Consider the following 17,801-nt stretch of genomic DNA (forward strand, 5'->3'; position numbering starts at 1 on the left):
TTTCGGCGGCAAGTGGTGGGAAGCTGCCGCCCCGTTCGCCGTCCGTGAGCAGACCCGCCGGAAAGGCCCAGGAATGTACTCCGACCTGTTCATCGTCATCACGCAGATCTTCGCGGCACCTGACTGGTTCCTGCCGGCGATGGCGCTGGCCTATCTCATTGGATCGATCCCATTCGGGCTGCTGCTGACCCGGCTGGCCGGGCTGGGCGATGTGCGCAAGATCGGGTCGGGCAACATCGGCACCACCAATGTACTGCGCACGGGCCGCAAGGACCTGGCGGCGGCGACGCTGGTGCTGGATGCGGGCAAGGGTGCGGTCGCGGTCCTGCTGGCGGACCATTTCCTGGGGGTGAACGGTGCGGTCCTGGCCGCAATTGCCGCCTTCCTTGGTCACCTGTTCCCGATCTTTCTCGGGTTCAGGGGCGGCAAGGGCGTGGCCACGTTCCTGGGCATCGCGCTCGCCATGCACCCGCTCGTCGGCGCGGCGGCCTGCGCCACATGGGTGCTGGTGGCCGTGATCTTCCGCTACTCGTCACTGGCCGCGCTGGCCAGCGCCGCCCTGACCCCGGTCTATGCCTATCTCTGGTACGATCATCTGCGCATGGAACTGGCGATCCTGATCGCCGCCTTCATCTTCATGAAGCACCGCGCCAACATCGTCCGGCTTCTGAAGGGTGAGGAACCGAAGATCGGCGCGAAGTGACGGGGAGTCAGGGCAGGCCCGCGCCCGGCACCTCGACCTGCATCACCTCGATCTGCCCGAGGCCCTTGCCGATGATCTCCGGACCACTGTCCTGATTGGTGATCACGAACAGATGCGTTCCCTCCGGCCCGCCCAGCATGCAGGCATAGGCGCCCCGGTCATGCAGAGGCACTTCCTCCGCAATGCGGCCGTCATCAAGCACGCGGACGACGCGACGACCGCGCGGGTCCGCCACCCAGACCGCCCCCTCCGCATCCAGACAGATTCCGTCGGGGAATACCCCCGGCGTATCGGCGAACATGCGCTTGTTCGACAGGCTGCCGTCGGGGCTGCGGTCAAAGGCCGTCAGACGATTGCCGAAGGTCTCGCCGACGATCAGCGTGCCGCCATCCGGTGTGATGACGGTGCCATTCGGAAAGAACAGGTCGGTCGCAGCCTCATGGATCGAACCATCGGGATCGACACGCCACATGCTTGTCGTGGCCGGATCCTCGCCCTTGTGACGCTCGAATCCGAAGTTGCCCACATAGGCCCGGCCCTCCGCATCCACCACCATGTCATTGCAGGGGGCGGCGACAACAGCGGACAGGTCACCCACCGTGGTCAGTGAACCATCGTCTTCCAGCCGCAGCAGCAACCGATCCAGCATCGAAACGATGAGCAGGCGGCCCTGCGGGTCGAATCCCAGTCCTGAAGGCTGATTGGGCACTTCGACAACGTCCCGGACGGTTCCGGCCAGATCGACGGTACGGACCATGTGGGCGTAGAAATCCGAGTACCAGAGGCGACCATCGCGCCAGCGCGGTCCCTCCCCGAACTGGAGACCACGCACCAGAACCTTCAGTTCGCGCCTGACAGTCATGCCTGTTCCCTCCCCCAGGGTTCGGCCGGTTCCGCGTAACGCGGTCAGCCGGTTCGCAGCCCCGCGCGGGGATTGTGCTCTTCCCCCTGGCGCCAGCCCCGCACGAACTCCTCCAGCGCGGCATCCGGCACCTCCGGCAGCACCACCTTCAGCTTCACGTACTGATCGCCCGCGCTGTTGTCCTTCGGATTGCGGATACCGCGCCCCTTGAGGCGCAGCACGCGTCCGGCGTTGGAGCCCTTCGGGATACTGATGGTCACGTCGCCATGGATCGTGGGGGCGGTGATCTTGGCCCCAAGCACCGCCTCACGCAGGGAGATCGGCAGCTCCAGACTGATATCCCGCCCATCCCGCGAGAACAGCGGATGCGACCGCACCGAAACCTCGATCATCGCGTCGCCTGCGGTTCCGCCCTGGGGCTGGTCGCCCTGGCCTTTCAGGCGGATCTGCTGGCCATCCTCCAGCCCCTCCGGAATGCGCACATCCAGTGTCTTGCCGCCGGGCAGGGTCAGACGACGGTTGCCGCCACGCGCGGCCTCCAGAAAATCAACGGTCAGGCTGTACTTGCGGTCACGCCCACGGACAGGTCCGCCGCGACCGCCACGGAATCCGCCGAAGATGTCGCCCACGATATCCTCGAACCCGCGCGGGCCGCCGAAGCCGCCCCGGGTGAACTCGTCGGCACCACCGGCATTGGCATAATGGAAACCGTGCGGCGCCTTCTCCGCGCCGTCGGCACCGATCTCGCCACGATCAAACCGGGCACGCTGCGCCGCGTCACCCAGCAGATTGTATGCTGCGGAGACTTCCTTGAAACGTTCAGCGGCGGCTTCGTCGCCCGGATGACGATCAGGGTGCAGTTCCTTCGCCAGTCCGCGATAGGCCCGCTTGATGTCTTCCTGCGACGCAGCTCGCGTCACTCCCAGTATGGAATAAGGGTCTTTCATGCTCGTCATGCTGATCGAAACAGTCCCGTCAGACCATGCGGAATCGTCATGGTCTTTGCACACTATCATGTAGTGTCATCAATGTTTCATTGCCAGATGTAGCCATCGTGGAAGTTCTCGCGGCAAAAATGCCGCCATGTCATGAAGACATCAGCCCGACGGGGAAAGTATGGTGTTCAGGCTGTCGATCAGCCCCCCGTCCCCCGCCCTCTGAATCTCCGGCCCCTCATCCCCCGATGATGCAAGGTCTTCTGTCGGGGCCGCCTCGACTTCATCGTCATCTACGGAGGCTGCCTCTGGCGGTGCCATCTGACGCAGCCGTTCACGCGCCGGCGCATGCCCGCCGGCCGCCGCGCGCTCGAACCAGCGGCGCGCCAGTTCCGTATCCTTCTTCACACCGAAACCGGCTTCGGTCAGGATGGCCAGGTTGTACTGCGCCTCCGCCAGTCCCGCCTCTGCCGCGCGCTGGAAGAAGGTCACAGCCCGTTCCGGATCACGCGGCACGCCGACACCGCGCAGGTACATCTCACCCAGATTTGCCGAGGCGCGCGGGAACCCCTGGTCGGACGATCGCCTGAACCACTCCGCCGCCGCCGCCTCGTTCTTCGGCACGCCCTGCCCGTTCAGGTACAGCAGGCCGAGGTTGCGCTGCGCCGCTGCATCTCCGGCGGCGGCATCTTCCCGCCAGATATCCGCCGCAGCCGCGAAGTCGCCGCGATTGTAGGCGGCGACGCCTTCGAGAAACGCCGCATGTGCAGGGACGGCGCAAAGCGCGGCGCCCGCAACCAGCAACGTGACAGCGATCTTCCGGTGCAGCTTGTTCATTGGCGGATGCTATCCGATTGTGCGCCGCCGCCCAAGGCCAACGACGCTCCCCTTCCCCGGCATCCGGTCAGATCGCCAGGTCACCCGTCATCACCCGGACAACGTGGCCTCCGACCCGTGGCGCTGCCTCGGCAGCGTCGCAACTGACGAAGATCCTGCCCGCCCGTCCCATCTCGACACCCTGCTCCGCCACATAGCTGACAGGCGCGGCACCGAGAACACCGTCGCGGGCAATCAGGGCCGCCAGGCAGCCGTTGGCCGAGCCCGTGACCGGATCTTCCGGCACGCCCTCAGCCGGGGCGAAGCCCCGCAGCTTCACGTCGACACCATCCTGGGTCGCCCCGACGCACCAGGCGGCCAGCCCCGTGATACCGGTCTCCTGCGACAGGGCACTGATGGCCGTCATGTCGGGGGAGAGCGCAGCCACGACCTCCGGCGAACGGCAGCGCGCGAACATCCACCAGATGCCCGTGCTGGCGGCATCGAGAGCGGGGTCCAGCAGGTCACCGGCATCGCATCCCAGCATCGCCGCGACATCTTCCCTGCTCATGTCGAAGGTACGGAACGCGGGCTTCATCTGGGTCATGGTGAAGACCGGCGTTCCGTTCTGCGTGGCGATCTCCACCGGAACGATCCCCGCGCCACATTCCTGTCGCAGCAGGGTCGGCAAGGGACCGAAGCCCGCATCCCGCATACTGCTCCAGACACAGAAGGCGGCAGAGATGGTGGGGTGTCCGGCGAAGGGCAACTCGCTGCGTGGGGTGAAGATGCGGGCACGATAGTCCGCATCCGCCGTTGTCGGCGGGCACAGAAAGACGGTCTCGGAGAGGTTCATCTCCTGCGCGATCTGCTGCATCTGCGCACCCGAGAGATCACCACCATCGAAGAACACGGCACATGGATTGCCGCGATAGGGCACATCGGTGAATGCATCCACCTGCCACATCCTGAGCACCCGCGTCATCTTCACCTCCGCCATCTGAAATGCCGGGGCAAAGGATAGGCTGGTGAAGGTCGATGACACGCGAGAAATGCTCAGCCAAGCGCCAGGCTGGCTCATCGGTTCGGGAAGCTGTGTTACTTGGGATCGTCCACCGGCGCGGAAAGCTTGGCGATCTCGCGTTCCACTATTCGCTGGACCACTGTCGGCAGGTTCTGGTCCAGCCATTCCTTCAGCATCGGCCGGAGCAGTTCCTTCGTGATGTCCTCCAGCGTGCGATGCGTCGGCACGGCAATGTCACGCTGTGCCGAAAGTGCGCTGGCAAGACCGGCGAAGGATGCAGCGGAGGCCACCGCGACCTTGTCAGCCAGCAGCCCGGACTCCATCGTTGCATGACGCGCAGGCGGCACAACAGGTTCCGGCTCATCGTCCATCACCAGGTCGTCGTCCAGATCCAGGACAGAACCATCGTCGCGCAGTACCTGCGTCAGCTCGAATACATCGGCGGTCGGACGCTCCGGTTCAGGCTCGGGTTCCGGCTCCGGTTCAGGTTCCGGCTCAGGTTCCGGTTCGGGCTCCGGCTCGTCATCGACGGCCAGGATGTCATCGACCGTCGGCTCGGCGGGTTCCACTGGCTCGGCATCATTGTCCGCAGCACCTTCAGGGGCATCATCATCTTCCGAAATGATGCGGCGAATGGAGGCGAGGATCTCCTCCATTGTCGGTTCGCTCTGTGCTGCGGTGTCGCTCATGACTTTTCCGTTCCCCGCTTTCTGCGGCTCCAAGCTGGTTGAGGCCACTTGCGGCCTGCGCCAGATCCGGAATCTAGAGGGACGACGCTAAGACTTGGTTAACAGACCGGCAATAGCCGGCGTGCCCGCAGCAAGAAACTGCCTAGTCCAGCCCCGGTGCATCAAATCCGAACCAGCGCTCCCTCACCGCCCGATAATTGACGGACGGATTGTAGACATCGACATCAAGGCTCAGTGATTTCGCATCCAGTTGGCCAACCGCGTCCAGAAGCTGGAAAGCGGCCACGTACTCATCCCGTTCCGCCTGAACCAGAGCAACCTGGGAATCGAGCAGTTCCTGCTCCGCATCCAGAACGTCCAGCGTAGTGCGGGACCCGACCTGGGCCTCCTGAATCACGCCTTCCAGCGCGATCTCGTTGGCATGAACTTCCTCGCGGCCTGCCTGGATACGGGCCTGTGCCGTGGTCAGGGCTTCCCAGGCCTGTGTCACACCCTGTTCGACGAGTCGGCGGGTTTCCTCGACCTCGAGGCGGCGCTGGCTCTCGACCTGACGCTGCTGGCGCACGGCACTGTAGGCCGCGCCGGTCTGGTACAGCGGCACGGTCGCGACCACCTGGAAAGTCACCTGGCTGGTGACATTGCCGCTCTGGTTGTTGTCCCGGGCATGAACACCCGTGGTCTCGAAATCGAGACTGGGGTTCAGCTGACCCTCCGCCGTCTCGATGTCGAAACGCGCAGAGCGCGCTACCTCGTTCGATGCCAGCAGATCCGGATTATTGGCGAATGCGGTCGTCAGCGCGGCGGCCTCATCCTCAGGCAGGGCGGGCAGCGGCGGCGGTGGCTCCAGCTGCCCCGGCTGATTGCCGACGATGCGGGCGTAGTTGGCCTGCGCGGCGATCAGATTCCCCTCCGACTGCGCCCGGTCGGCGGCGGCACGGGCAAGGCGCGCCTGCGCCTGCGCCACATCCGTTCGCGTGATCTCGCCCACGCTGAAGCGATCCTGCGCAGCCTCCAGCTGGCGGCGCAACCGTTCCTCGTTGTTCAGGTTGAGACGCACGACGGCCTGGTTCTGCAGCACGTCCAGATAGGCGGTGACGACGTCCAGCAGCACATCCTGCTCCGTTCCCCGCAGGTTCTGCCGACCGGCACGGACCAGCGCCTCGGCAGACCCGATCTGTGCGTCGACACGCCCGCCCTGATAGAGCGGCTGGGTCACCTGGATATTGGCGTTGATCGGAACCGTACTGTCGGAACGGTTGATGCCGGCGATGTCCTGGTCGGTCAGCTGCACCCCGAGGTCGCTGGTCGCGACAACAGTCGGATGCCAGCCTGACACGGCCTGGGAGACATTCTCGTCATTGGCGCGCAGGTTCGCGCGCTCTGCCCGCAGGGTCGGATTGGTCGTATATGCGGAATTCAGGGCATCGCGCAGGGTCTCGGCCTCGGCCGGGACCGAAATCAGTATGGCCATGGCGGTCAGCCCGGAAGCCAGCGCCGCAAACGCCGAACCGGTCAATAGCGTGCGACCGAACTGTCGATTTCCTGCGACCATAGGTCGATGCCTCCATGAAGGTTCGTCACGTTGTCATAACCCTGCTGCCGAAGCCACGACACTGCTTGCATACTGCGCATGCCGTGGTGGCAGTTGAAGATCACCGGGCGGTCCATGGGTACCTCGTCACGCCGCTGCGGCAGGTCACGTAAGGGGATATGGTGTGCGCCTGCGATCCTGCAAAGATCCCATTCCCACTTTTCACGCACATCAACGATCAAGGCACGGGAGTCTGTCACCAGCGCGCGGGCTTCGGACGGTGTGATCTCCAGCGGCAGGTCCGTCCCAGAACTCAAAACACGAAGGCCTTGCGCGCCTCGAAACCCGGCAATACCGGTGTCGCGGCATCGAACAGCGGCCGATGGCCAACCACCCCGTTCTCCCGGCGATAGAGCGTCACCACGCCGACACCATTGCCCCGAACGATGGCCAGCAGCTGCCCACCGTCCGCAATCTGGTCCACAAGGGCCTCGGGCACGCCGGAGACAGCCCCCTCGACCAGGATCAGGTCATAGGGTCCCTGGTCCGCCAGCCCCTTTGCCAGATCTCCCTCGACCACCGCCGCATTGGCGATCTGCAGGTCGGCCAGAAGCTCGGTCGCCGTGGCAGCGAGATCGGGATCGGATTCCAGCGCAACCACCGTACCGGCCAGCATCGCCATTACCGCGCTGGCATAGCCGGTGGCACAGCCAACATGCAGCACCGTATCGGTCGGGCCAATCCCTGCGGCCTGCAGCATGCGGGCCAGCACCATCGGCTCCATCAGATAGCGCCCGTTGCCGAGATGAATGTCCTCATCGACATAGGCGACGCCTGCCAGCGCCTTCGGCAGGAATTTCTCGCGCGGGAGGGTGAGCATCGCATCGGCAATGCGATCATCGGTCAGCCGGTTCGGTCGCAACTGGCTATCCACCATGGCCTTGCGTGCAGCCTGGAAGTCCATTTTCGCCGTCTCTCCCGCAACGTTGAGTGCACCTTGAGCTTCCTGCTTATAGTTCCCGCACCTGCGCCACGCAATGCGGCGGATCGGCGTTTGGCCATGCCGCTTGACCGCAGGGGCGTGCCCCGCATATACACCGATGCCCTGTCGGCTTCGGCGCGGTGGCGGAGTGGTTACGCAGCGGACTGCAAATCCGTGTACGCCGGTTCGATTCCGGCCCGCGCCTCCAGCCGAACCGGCAGGCCTTCACCTTCGGACACGTCCCGCGCGCCGGATCGGCCTGCCGATTCGACCAGCGCGGCCGTCAGGGGTTCACGGCAACCACACCGGGCCGTTCGAACAGGCCCCACCTGCGGACGCCTCGCCTGCCGGCGCTGCAGAGCACCACGGTGGTGAGCAACAGCCACATCCCCTCCCCCACCGGCCCGGCCAGCCAGATCCCCGGCTCCCCCAGCAGCAACGGCAGGGCCAGCGTCAGCGGGATGCCGAACAGGTAAGGCCTGGAAAGACTGAGCAAGGCGGCGCGCCGGGCATCACCGATGGCCTGGAAGTGACTGGCGATCATCATCAGCGGTCCGGCAACACAATAGGCCAGCACGATCACCGGCAGGATGCGCGCCACCTCCGCGATGACGAGACGGTCACTCACGAACAGTCCGCCGATCGGACCCGCAGATGTCATCATGATGGCCTGCAGCACACCGCAGTACACGAATGCCGTGGCGATCCCGATGCGCAGGCTGCTGTTGGACCGGTCGAACAGTCCGGCACCATGATTGTTCCCGGTAACCGTCTGCATCGCATGTGACAGCCCGAGCAGCGGCAGATAGGCGAAGGTCATGACCCGCGTGATGATCCCGTAGGCGGAGACGGTATCCGCATAGTTCGCGCTGTTGATGACCTGGAGCATCAGCATGACTGCCGCGGAACTCAGCGCCAGCCCGACGAAGCCCAGGCTCTGCGGCGCGCCCAGCGCCATGATGTCCCCCCAGCGCGCGCCAAGGGCCCTGCCGGCAAGGGCGCCGGGGCGGAGTTCGGTCTCGCCCCTCAACCGGAACGCCAGGATGATGGCGAACGCCAGCGCCTGGGCGAGAGCCGTGCCAAGCGCGGACCCGGCAACGCCAAGGCCGAGCTGAGCGATCAGGATGTAGTTGAAGCCGATGTTGGCCAGGGAAACCAGCAGGCTCATGGATGCCATGAACCCGACCCGGCCCTCGTTGCGCAGGGCGTCGGAGTTGACGGAGAGCACGAAGATCAGCGGAGACGTCAGAACCGTGATCCGCAGGTAGGTCAGCCCCATGCCGGCCAGGTTCGCATCACCGTCCGCCGCGAGATCGGTGACTGTCGATCCGAACAGCAGGAACAGCACCACAAGAGCAGCGCTGACGGCCAGTGCCAGCCCGTGCGCACCCGCAAGGACCTGCCGCGCCGCTTCGTACTGCCGTCCGCCCAGATGCCGCGCCAGAATGCTGGACATCCCGCTGGAGACAAGGGTCGCGAGCGCCACCACCAGCATGTAGAGCGGAAACATGAGGGTGACCGCTGCCAGAGCCTCCGGCCCCACGAAGTGCCCCAGAAACAGGGCATCGACCACCGCCAGCAGACCGTTCATGCCCATCACCAGGATGATCGGCAACGCCGTCCGGACGTAGATGGCCCCAAGGGAGCCGACAAGAAACGCATTCGTTCGGGAACCGGTCATGCCCGATGCCTCCTCATTCATGCTTCGCACAGGGAGAATGGGACCCGCATTACCATCCGCACGACGCATGTGAAGGATGACAGGAAACATGAACAGCAACGCTTCACCGGGACACGAATGTCAGCGGGCGGCAGGCGGTTGCGACCTGACAGCCTGATATCGGTTACCCCCGGTAGTGTCAATCTCGTCGAGGGCGAGGCAGCAAGAATGCACGGGACGCTGGTCGGCGTTCGTCTCTATGCTTCGCCACATGAGCGCGCCGAACACCGATACATCCGCGAAGACACGCTGGGGCATAGTCTGGATCGCCATCGGCGCCGGGATCGTGTGCGGCATGCAGGTCGGCAAGGCGCCCCCGATGATCGGCGGTATCCGGGAGACCCTGGGCATCGACCTGGTCGGCGCCGGTTTCTACATGTCGATCATCAACGGTCTGGCCGTCGCCATCGGCATCATTGCCGGAGTCTTCGCCGACCAGATCGGCCGCAGGCGCGCCGTAACCCTGGGCCTGCTCACCATCATTGCCGGGAACCTGACGGGTGCCCTGGCCGACAGCGCATCGGTCATGTATGCGTCCCGGATACTGGAGGCTGTCGGCTTCGTCAGCGTCGTGACAGCCGTGCCCGGCCTGCTGTCCGAACTGGTGACGCAGAAGGACCAGCGCAGCGCCCTGAGCGCCTGGAGCATCTACATGCCCGCCGGGTTCTGCGTGATGATGGCGGCCGCGCCCCTGCTGGCAAGCCAGGATGACTGGCGGCTGATCTGGTGGCTGAACGGCGCACTCGTCGCCCTGTTCCTGATGCTCTTTCTTGCCGCCACACGCGGAATCGGCGGACGCCCCCGACAGGCCCGGTCCCTGAGTGGCCTGCGTGCCGTCGCCAGCCGCCCCGGACCCTGGCTGCTGGGCCTGATCTTCATGAGCTACACAACGCAGTGGTTCGGGGTGCTGACCTGGATGCCCACGATCATGGAGCAGGCCGGATTGTCGACCGCCGATGCAGGACTTGGCGTGGCACTCGTGGTGGGCGCCAACATGGCGGGCTGTCTCGGATCCGGTCCCCTGCTGAACTTCGGCCTTGCCCGCTGGAAGATCGTCGTCGCCTGTTCCCTGACCCTTTCCGTGCTGGCCTTCGGGATCTACGACGCGACACTCTCCCCCACCATACGGCTGCTGCTGGCGGCGCTGTTCTCCGCCATCGGCGGCCTGATCCCCGGCGCCGTGCTGGCCGGCGCACCGATGCACAGCCCGGGCGCGGGCAATATCGGCACGACCAACGGGGTCATCGTGCAGTGCACCAACCTCGGCTCCCTGCTCGGGCCGCCTGCTGTCGCCTGGCTGGCCGTCCAGGCGAGCGGAGACTTCGGTGCGGCCCGCTGGCTGGTGCTGGCGGCGGGGCTGACGGGAACGCTGCTGGCCTTCACCTTGCGCAGGGTGGAGCAGCGCATGCAGTCAGCGGCCACAGCCTCATGAAGACACTCCATCACTGCGTCATGGGCCTTGCCATGACACTGGTTCTGCTGGCGCTGCCCGAAGACCGCGCCAGAGCGCAGGCATCGGTCGATGTTGCCATCGTGCTCGCCGTGGACGCCTCCACTTCCGTCAGTCGGGAGGAGTTCGGCCTGCAACTGGACGGCATTGCCGCGTCGCTGCGCCATCCAAGGGTCATCCGGGCCATCCGCGCTGGCGCGGTCGGGGCCGTAGCCATCGCCCTGGTCGAATGGTCCAGCCCGCACCAGACCTGGCTGGCCATCCCATGGACCCGTGTCTCGGATGCCGCGTCGGCTGACCGCCTGGCCGAGATGATCAGCCAGACACCCCGCCTGTTCGCCGACGGCGGCACGGCAATCGGGGCCGCCATCCGCTTCAGCGCCAGACAGTTCCGGCATCTGCCGTTTCCGGCCGGGCGGCGGGTCATCGACATCTCCGGCGACGGCAGCAACACACACCTGCCCGACGTAACCGTGGAGCGTGACGCCGCCGTCGCGGCAGGCATCACGATCAACGGCCTGCCTATCCTCAGCCGCGAAGACGACATCGAGACCTATTTCCAGAACCGGGTGATCGGTGGCAGCGATGCCTTCACCGAGATCGCGGTAGACTACGAATCCTTTCCACAGGCCATGTTGCGGAAGCTGTTACGAGAAATCAGGAGCGATTCACTTGTCTCCGTGTTAGTCCCTGATTAATCATTTTCTGCGAAAGACGGGCATGACTCGATTCTGGTTGTTCATGACGCTGGTCGGCACCGTCATACCCTACGCATTCTTTGTGCCGTGGGCGATCGAGCACGATTTCAACATTCCGCTGCTGTTCGTGCAGAATTCCATGACGCTGGCTGATCGCTTCTTCACGGCGGATCTGGTGATCACGGGCGTCTGCTTCCTGATCTACATGCTGGCACGGGAACGGCGCAGACATGTGCCCTACTATGGCCTCGCCATCGTCGGGCTGCTGCTGGTCGGCATCTCCTGCGGATTGCCGCTCTACTATTATCTGGAGGAGCGGCAGCGCCTGAGAGACGCGGCCTGATGCGCAGCGGCACGGTCCTGCGTGTCGTACGCCCTACGGATGACCTCGCGCCCATCCGGCGCTTCTATGTCGAAGCCCTCCGGTTCCCGATCATCTACAGCTTCGAGGGCCACGAAGGATTCGACGGACTGATTGTCGGCGTGCCGGGGGCGGACCATCACTTCGCCTTCACCCGCAAGCACGGCTTCAGCGCCGGACGCGCTGCGACACCGGAAAACCTTCTGGTCTTCTATCTGGAGGACAGGGCCGTCTGGGAAGAGGCGATGACGCGGATGCGGGCGCACGGCTTCGATCCGGTCGAGCCCCACAATCCCTACTGGCGCGCGAATGGCGCAACCTTCGAGGACCCTGACGGCTATCGCGTCGTGCTGCAGAACAGCGCGCCCTGACCGGTCCGCCCCGACAGAGGCGCAGACCCGTCAGTCGATGGCGCGCACGATCTCCTCGCAGCAGCCCTTGGCATCCGCAAACAGCATCATGGTGTTGTCGGCGTAGAACAGCTCGTTGTCGATGCCCGCGTAGCCGGGGCTGAGGGACCGCTTCACGAACAGCACTGTCTTGGCCTTGTCCACATCCAGGATGGGCATGCCGTAGATCGAACTCTGCGGGTCGTCGCGGGCGGCGGGGTTGGTGACATCGTTCGCGCCGATGACGAAGGCCACGTCGGCGGTCTGGAAGGACGAATTCACCTCCTCCAGCTCGAAGACCTCGTCATAGGGGACATTGGCCTCCGCCAGCAGCACGTTCATGTGCCCAGGCATGCGTCCGGCAACCGGATGAATGGCGTAGACGACCTCCACACCCTCTTCCTTCAGCTTGTCGGCCATTTCCCGCAGCGCATGCTGTGCCTGCGCCACCGCCATGCCGTACCCCGGCACGATCACGACCTTGCCGGCATTCTTCATGATGAAGGCGGCATCGTCAGCGGAACCGGCCTTGACCGGCTTGTCACTGCGCGTCGCGGCGGAAGCGGCGGAATCGCCACCGAAACCGCCAAGGATGACGTTGAAGAACGACCGGTTCATGCCCTTGCACATGATGTAGCTGAGGATCGCGCCGGAGGAACCGACCAGCGCACCGACGATGATCAGTGCCGTGTTCTCCAGCGTGAAACCGATGCCTGCCGCCGCCCAGCCGGAGTAGCTGTTGAGCATCGACACGACGACGGGCATGTCCGCGCCGCCGATGGGAATGATCAGCAGGAAACCGATCACCAGCGCCAGGATGGTCATGACCCAGAACCAGGTCGGATCGACATCAATGGTGAACACCACGATGGCGACCACGATCACCAGTCCGATCAGCGCATTCAGCGGGTGCTGGCCGGGGAAGGTGATCGGATTGCCGGTCATCAGTTCCTGCAGCTTGGCAAAGGCGATGATGGAACCGGAAAAGGTGATGGCACCGATGACCACACCCAGCGCCATCTCGATGCGGCTGCCGACCTTCAGTTCACCGGCTGCATTCAGGATGCCGTAGGGCTCGGGATTGTAGAACGCGGCAGCGGCCACCAGCACGGCGGCGAGACCGACCAGGCTGTGGAACGCGGCCACCAGCTGCGGCATGGCCGTCATCGGAATGCGGCGCGCGATGACGGTGCCGATGGTGCCGCCGATGACCAGCGCCACGATGATCCAGACATAGTTGGTCACGGCAGGGCTGATGATGGTGGTCAGCACGGCAATGGTCATGCCGATCATGCCGAGGACGTTGCCACGGCGGCTGGATACGGGCGACGAAAGTCCCCTCAGCGCCATGATGAAGAGGATGCCCGAAACCAGATAGGCGATTGCGGTCAGGTTGGCCGACATGCCCGGTTGCTCCTACTTCTTCTTCTTTTTGTACATGCCCAGCATCCGCTGGGTGACGACGAAGCCGCCAAAGATATTCACCGACGCCAGAATGACCGCGAAGAAGCCCATGACCTTGGCGAAGGTCGAACCGTCGCCGCCGACGTCCGGCCCGACAGCCAGCAGGGCACCAACGACGATGACCGAGCTGATGGCATTGGTCACGGACATCAGCGGGGTATGCAGCGCAGGCGTCACGGACCAGACGACATAGTAGCCAACGAAGATCGCCAGCACGAAGATCGCCAGCCGGAATACAAACGGATCAACGGCTTCCATGATCAGCCCTCACCCTTCAATTGCGCATGAACCACCTGGCCATCGCGCGTCAGCAGCGTGCCGGTGACGGTTTCGTCTTCCCAGTCGATCTTCAGCTCACCGGATTCCTTGTCGATGTGCGGCGAAAGGAAGTTCCACAGGTTCTTGGCGAACAGCAGTGAAGCGTCGGCGGCAATGCGGCTCGCCGTGTTCAGATAGGCAACGATGGTGACGCCATGCTCGACCGTGACCTCGCCCGGCGTCGTCAGTTCACAGTTGCCGCCCATCTCCGCTGCCAGATCGACGATGACCGAACCGGGGCGCATGGATTTCACATGCTCCGCCGTGATCAGGATCGGGGCCTTGCGGCCCGGAATCAGCGCGGTGGTGATGGCGATATCGGTCTTCTTCAGCGCCTCGGCAGTCATTTCTGCCTGCTTGGCCTTGTAGGCGTCGGACATCTCCTTCGCATACCCGCCCACGCCGTCGCCCGACTCCTCGATATCCGGGGCCACGAACTTGCCGCCCAGGCTCATCACCTGTTCCCGCGTCGCGGGCCGCACATCCGTGGCGGAGACCACAGCGCCAAGCCGCTTTGCCGTCGCGATCGCCTGGAGACCGGCAACACCGGCGCCGAACACGAACACGCGGGCCGGGGCAATGGTACCCGCCGCCGTCATCATCATCGGCATGGCGCGAAGAAAATGCTCGTTCGCGTCCAGCACGGCCTTGTAGCCGGCAAGGTTGGACTGCGAGGACAGGATATCCATGGACTGGGCACGGGTGATGCGCGGCATCAGCTCCATGGCAAAGGCCACGATGCCCTTCGAAGCATAGTCGCCGACCTGTTCGGCGTTCTGCAGTGCCTCCAGTCCGGCAACCAGCACCGCACCGGACTTCAGCATCGCGGCCTCATCCGGTCCGCCCTCGGCCTCCGTCAGCGGTCGGCGGATCTTCAGCACCAGGTCCGCATCCCCCACGGCAGCGGCCGCATCACTCGCGATCTCGGCACCCGCCGCCCTGAACATGTCGTCCGTCAGACCGCAGGCTTTGCCCGCCCCCGTCTCGATGACGACCGTGGCGCCAAGGCCAGTGAACTTCTTCGCCGTCTCAGGTGAAATGGCAACGCGCCGCTCCAGCGGGCGGCGCTCCTTCGGGATACCGATTTTCATGCTGTTCGACGCCCTGTCCGTCTGTGGCAGTGTCCGGCACAGCCGTCATGGCCGCCCGGTCGTCGTTCCGGATCCGGCATCCACCGGACACGCATTCGCGATCAGACCAGGAAAATGGCCATTCCTGCCAGCAGGATGACAGAGCCGATGATCGTCACCTTGGTCAGCGTGACAAACGTGCCATACATGCCCTTGTGCTGGCTGATATCCATGGAACCCGGTTCGTGCATCGCCTGCCCCCTTGAAACAGTGACTCTCGCCCGAATGTGCCGCTATCGGCATCGGAGCGACTCATTTTCCTGCGTCCCCTGACGCGGCACGCAACATAGAGAAGTCGCGGGACGGCGGCAATCACCCGACTGCGGCAAAATCAGCGCACCTTGCGACACGCCCGGCGGTGCGGAACGGCAGCCTACTTGCTGGTCGCGCGGAACACGCCATCCCAGTCCGCGGGCGGCGGATTCTCGCGATATTCCTCCAGGCGCTCCTGATAGAGATCCCAGAGAACGTCCATGTCGGGCCGCATCTCGCGGCACTTCTCCATGTGCGCCCAGGCCTCATCGAACTTCATGGCCTTGTAGGTGGCCAGCATGGCCTCCGTCTCGGCGCGCAGGGCCTTGTATTCCGGCTTCTGGGCTTCCTCCGGGCCACCCATCATGGTGAAGATGCGCACGGCCTCGTCCTTGCCCTTCACCGCGATCAGGTCGAGTTCCAGGATCGCGTAGTCCGGGACCGCCTCTGCCGTGATCTCGCCGATGATGTTGGTGACGCCATAGGACTTCGACTGGCCTTCAAGCCGGGCACCCAGGTTCACCGCATCGCCCAGCACCGAATAGTCGAAGCGCTGCTGGGAACCCATGTTGCCCACGACGCATTCGCCGGTGTTCAGGCCGATGCCGATGCGGATAGGGATGAAGGGGCGGCCCTCTTCCTCCGCCTCCACCTTCAGCTGCTCGTTCACCCGTACCAGATCCTCCTGCATCATCAGGGCGGACTCGCAGGCATGGCGCGGATGTTCCTCATCGCTCAATGGCGCATTCCAGAACGCCATGATGCAGTCGCCCATGTACTTGTCGATGGTGCCGTGGTTGGCCATGATGATGTCGGTCATCGGCGTCAGGAACTTGTTGATCAGCTTGGTCAGGCCCTGCGGATCGCCCTTGAAGCTCTCCGAAATCGGCGTGAAACCACGGATGTCGCAGAACAGGAACGTCATGTTCTTGGTCTCGCCACCCAGCACCAGCCGGTCGGGGTCCTCGGCGAGCTGCTCCACCAGCGCAGGAGACAGATACTGGCTGAAGGCACCGCGCACCTGCTTCTTCTGCGCCTGCTCGCGGGCGAATTTCTGATAGACCAGCAGCACGAACAGGATGAACAGCGCCACCACCGGCGTCAGCCCGTCGACCAGCAGCGATTCATAGGCAAACAGGTACCAGCTTCCACCCAGCAGCAGCAGGCTGAAGGGCACGAAGAAGGCGATGGTGGTTACGGCGGACAGATAGGGCACCAGCCAGATCAGGATGATGCCCGCCACCAGCACGATCGCCAGCTCGATGGCGTTGGAGATCGAGGGCCGGATCAGATAGGCCTCGTTCTCCACCATGTCGATGATGTTTGAATGGACCTCGACCCCGGGAATTGCTCCCTCCAGCGGCGTGGACCGAATATCCTTCAGCCCCTCGGCAGAGGTGCCGACCAGCACGTACTTGCCCTTCACCTTGCCGAACAGTTCCTGGATCTTCTCCTGATTGGCAGGGTCGATCTGAACTATGTCGGAGGCCGAGACATAAATGTCGGGATTGTGCTTCTGGAATCGCGGCCAGATGATCCCGTTCTCGTTGGTCGGAATGACCAGTTTCTTGTCTTCCCGCAGCTTCGAGCGCATGCGTATCGACGCAATGCCGGAATTCTGGTCGGCCTTGGAAATGATGATGCCCTTGGAGCCGTGGACCAGCCGGATCAGTTCGATGCCGAGGCTGACGTAGACCTCCTGGTTCTTCGGATCATTCGGCGGGCCGACGCGGGTCAGTGAAGGCACGCGCCGCACCACACCGTCCGAACTGGCATCCGTGTTGAAGATCCCGAAGCCCGGCGCGGCGCCCTGCAGCGTCGGATTGTTCTCGATCAGCTCCGGATAGAGCGGCAGCCAGGTCTTGCCGGGACCGTTCTCTTCCAGAATTCGCGCGCCCTTCGGCAGCTTGCGGTCCTTGCCCTCGGTCTTCACATAGGTCGTCGTCCCACCCAGCACGGTGACGCTCTGGCGCAGCACGCTGGCAAGCTGTTCGTCGGTATTGGGCAGCTGTTTCAGGGCCGCGGCGATTTCCGGCGGCAACTGGGCGTTCTGCTCACTGTAGACGGTTGGCGAGAGCCGATCCGCCTCCGGGAAGGTGACGTCGAAGGCGATCCCCTTGGCACCAAGCTGACTCAGCACCTGGATCATCACCGCGATCTGATAGCGTGACCAGGGCCACTGGCCGACGGCGGCCAGACTCTTCTCGTCGATGTCGACGATGGCGGTGTGCCGCGCGGGCGGGACGTACTCATCAAAGCGCTGGAACTGGTCGAACCAGACATTCTCGCGCACGAAACGGGAGATGTTGGGGTCCTCGACCCGCACCCAGATCAGCCCGGCAAGCACCAGAAACGCCAGCCAGCGCTGTCCGAAGAATTTCCCAAGTCTTCTCATCATGTCCCGTCGCCCCCCTGTCAGGCGATTGGTATCCGCGTATCAGGCAAATGCGACGCGACGGTGCCTGACGGTCCTTGCG

At 64.2% G+C, this 17,801-nt stretch carries 19 protein-coding genes and 1 tRNA gene; 6 read left to right on the forward strand and 14 right to left on the reverse strand.

Annotated features, from left to right (window positions below):
• Positions 1 to 73 precede the first annotated feature (73 nt).
• Positions 74 to 703, forward strand: a complete 630-nt coding sequence (plsY, locus tag QGV54_RS10660; protein ID WP_281016847.1) for a glycerol-3-phosphate 1-O-acyltransferase PlsY — start codon at positions 74 to 76, stop codon at positions 701 to 703.
• 7 nt (positions 704 to 710) lie between these two features.
• Here the strand turns inward: plsY and QGV54_RS10665 are convergent, their stop codons facing one another.
• The 8 genes from QGV54_RS10665 to QGV54_RS10700 form a co-directional block, all read right to left on the reverse strand.
• Entirely contained in the window at positions 711 to 1,565 is an 855-nt protein-coding gene (locus tag QGV54_RS10665) for an SMP-30/gluconolactonase/LRE family protein (protein ID WP_281016846.1), read from the reverse strand.
• 44 nt (positions 1,566 to 1,609) lie between these two features.
• Positions 1,610 to 2,521 carry a J domain-containing protein gene (locus QGV54_RS10670; RefSeq protein WP_348637617.1) on the reverse strand — a complete coding sequence of 304 codons (912 nt, stop codon included), beginning with the start codon at positions 2,519 to 2,521 and terminating at the stop codon, positions 1,610 to 1,612.
• 141 nt (positions 2,522 to 2,662) lie between these two features.
• Positions 2,663 to 3,337, reverse strand: a complete 675-nt coding sequence (locus QGV54_RS10675; protein ID WP_281016844.1) for a tetratricopeptide repeat protein — start codon at positions 3,335 to 3,337, stop codon at positions 2,663 to 2,665.
• A gap of 67 nt (positions 3,338 to 3,404) precedes the next feature.
• Positions 3,405 to 4,301 carry a PhzF family phenazine biosynthesis protein gene (locus QGV54_RS10680; protein WP_281019896.1) on the reverse strand — a complete coding sequence of 299 codons (897 nt, stop codon included), beginning with the start codon at positions 4,299 to 4,301 and terminating at the stop codon, positions 3,405 to 3,407.
• A gap of 113 nt (positions 4,302 to 4,414) precedes the next feature.
• Positions 4,415 to 5,029, reverse strand: a complete 615-nt coding sequence (locus tag QGV54_RS10685) for a DUF2497 domain-containing protein (protein WP_281016842.1) — start codon at positions 5,027 to 5,029, stop codon at positions 4,415 to 4,417.
• Between the two features lie 142 nt (positions 5,030 to 5,171).
• Positions 5,172 to 6,500: a TolC family outer membrane protein gene (locus tag QGV54_RS10690; protein ID WP_281016841.1), complete on the reverse strand. Its 1,329-nt coding sequence runs from the start codon at positions 6,498 to 6,500 to the stop codon at positions 5,172 to 5,174.
• 41 nt (positions 6,501 to 6,541) lie between these two features.
• Complete coding sequence (locus QGV54_RS10695) at positions 6,542 to 6,877, reverse strand: rhodanese-like domain-containing protein (RefSeq protein ID WP_281016840.1); 336 nt, start codon at positions 6,875 to 6,877, stop codon at positions 6,542 to 6,544.
• The gene (locus tag QGV54_RS10700; RefSeq protein ID WP_281016839.1) at positions 6,874 to 7,524 is read right to left on the reverse strand and encodes a protein-L-isoaspartate O-methyltransferase; all 651 of its coding nucleotides are present in this window, start codon (positions 7,522 to 7,524) and stop codon (positions 6,874 to 6,876) included. Before QGV54_RS10700 ends, QGV54_RS10695 begins: the two co-directional genes overlap by 4 nt.
• Positions 7,525 to 7,676: 152 nt before the next feature.
• Between QGV54_RS10700 and QGV54_RS10705 the strand changes: the two genes are divergently transcribed.
• Positions 7,677 to 7,750 (forward strand) — tRNA-Cys (locus QGV54_RS10705).
• 75 nt (positions 7,751 to 7,825) lie between these two features.
• Here QGV54_RS10705 and QGV54_RS10710 read toward each other — a convergent pair.
• On the reverse strand, positions 7,826 to 9,223 hold the full coding sequence (locus tag QGV54_RS10710) for an MATE family efflux transporter (protein ID WP_281016838.1): 1,398 nt from the start codon (positions 9,221 to 9,223) through the stop codon (positions 7,826 to 7,828).
• 250 nt (positions 9,224 to 9,473) lie between these two features.
• Between QGV54_RS10710 and QGV54_RS10715 the strand changes: the two genes are divergently transcribed.
• The 4 genes from QGV54_RS10715 to QGV54_RS10730 are packed head-to-tail and all read left to right on the forward strand — an operon-like array spanning position 9,474 to position 12,142.
• The gene (locus QGV54_RS10715; protein ID WP_281016837.1) at positions 9,474 to 10,694 is read left to right on the forward strand and encodes an MFS transporter; all 1,221 of its coding nucleotides are present in this window, start codon (positions 9,474 to 9,476) and stop codon (positions 10,692 to 10,694) included.
• A complete protein-coding gene (locus tag QGV54_RS10720; RefSeq protein WP_281016836.1) occupies positions 10,691 to 11,410 on the forward strand; it encodes a DUF1194 domain-containing protein in 720 nt (239 codons plus the stop codon). Before QGV54_RS10715 ends, QGV54_RS10720 begins: the two co-directional genes overlap by 4 nt.
• Before the next feature lie 22 nt (positions 11,411 to 11,432).
• Positions 11,433 to 11,753: a DUF2834 domain-containing protein gene (locus tag QGV54_RS10725; RefSeq protein WP_281016835.1), complete on the forward strand. Its 321-nt coding sequence runs from the start codon at positions 11,433 to 11,435 to the stop codon at positions 11,751 to 11,753.
• Positions 11,753 to 12,142 carry a VOC family protein gene (locus QGV54_RS10730; protein ID WP_281016834.1) on the forward strand — a complete coding sequence of 130 codons (390 nt, stop codon included), beginning with the start codon at positions 11,753 to 11,755 and terminating at the stop codon, positions 12,140 to 12,142. The genes QGV54_RS10725 and QGV54_RS10730 overlap by 1 nt, the downstream gene beginning before the upstream one ends.
• A 30-nt stretch (positions 12,143 to 12,172) precedes the next feature.
• Here QGV54_RS10730 and QGV54_RS10735 read toward each other — a convergent pair whose 3' ends face one another.
• The 5 genes from QGV54_RS10735 to QGV54_RS10755 form a co-directional block, all read right to left on the reverse strand.
• A complete protein-coding gene (locus QGV54_RS10735) occupies positions 12,173 to 13,564 on the reverse strand; it encodes an NAD(P)(+) transhydrogenase (Re/Si-specific) subunit beta (protein ID WP_281016833.1) in 1,392 nt (463 codons plus the stop codon).
• A 12-nt stretch (positions 13,565 to 13,576) separates the two neighbouring features.
• Positions 13,577 to 13,882 carry an NAD(P) transhydrogenase subunit alpha gene (locus QGV54_RS10740; RefSeq protein WP_281016832.1) on the reverse strand — a complete coding sequence of 102 codons (306 nt, stop codon included), beginning with the start codon at positions 13,880 to 13,882 and terminating at the stop codon, positions 13,577 to 13,579.
• Between the two features lie 2 nt (positions 13,883 to 13,884).
• On the reverse strand, positions 13,885 to 15,033 hold the full coding sequence (locus tag QGV54_RS10745) for a Re/Si-specific NAD(P)(+) transhydrogenase subunit alpha (RefSeq protein ID WP_281016831.1): 1,149 nt from the start codon (positions 15,031 to 15,033) through the stop codon (positions 13,885 to 13,887).
• A 101-nt stretch (positions 15,034 to 15,134) separates the two neighbouring features.
• Positions 15,135 to 15,263, reverse strand: coding sequence for an aa3-type cytochrome c oxidase subunit IV (locus tag QGV54_RS10750; protein WP_281016830.1), 129 nt, complete (start codon positions 15,261 to 15,263; stop codon positions 15,135 to 15,137).
• Positions 15,264 to 15,445: 182 nt separating this feature from the next.
• The gene (locus QGV54_RS10755; RefSeq protein ID WP_281016829.1) at positions 15,446 to 17,722 is read right to left on the reverse strand and encodes an adenylate/guanylate cyclase domain-containing protein; all 2,277 of its coding nucleotides are present in this window, start codon (positions 17,720 to 17,722) and stop codon (positions 15,446 to 15,448) included.
• Between the last annotated feature and the right edge of the window lie 79 nt (positions 17,723 to 17,801).

This window comes from Minwuia sp. IMCC3060, assembly GCF_029909435.1.
Taxonomy (GTDB): Bacteria; Pseudomonadota; Alphaproteobacteria; order Minwuiales; family Minwuiaceae; genus Minwuia.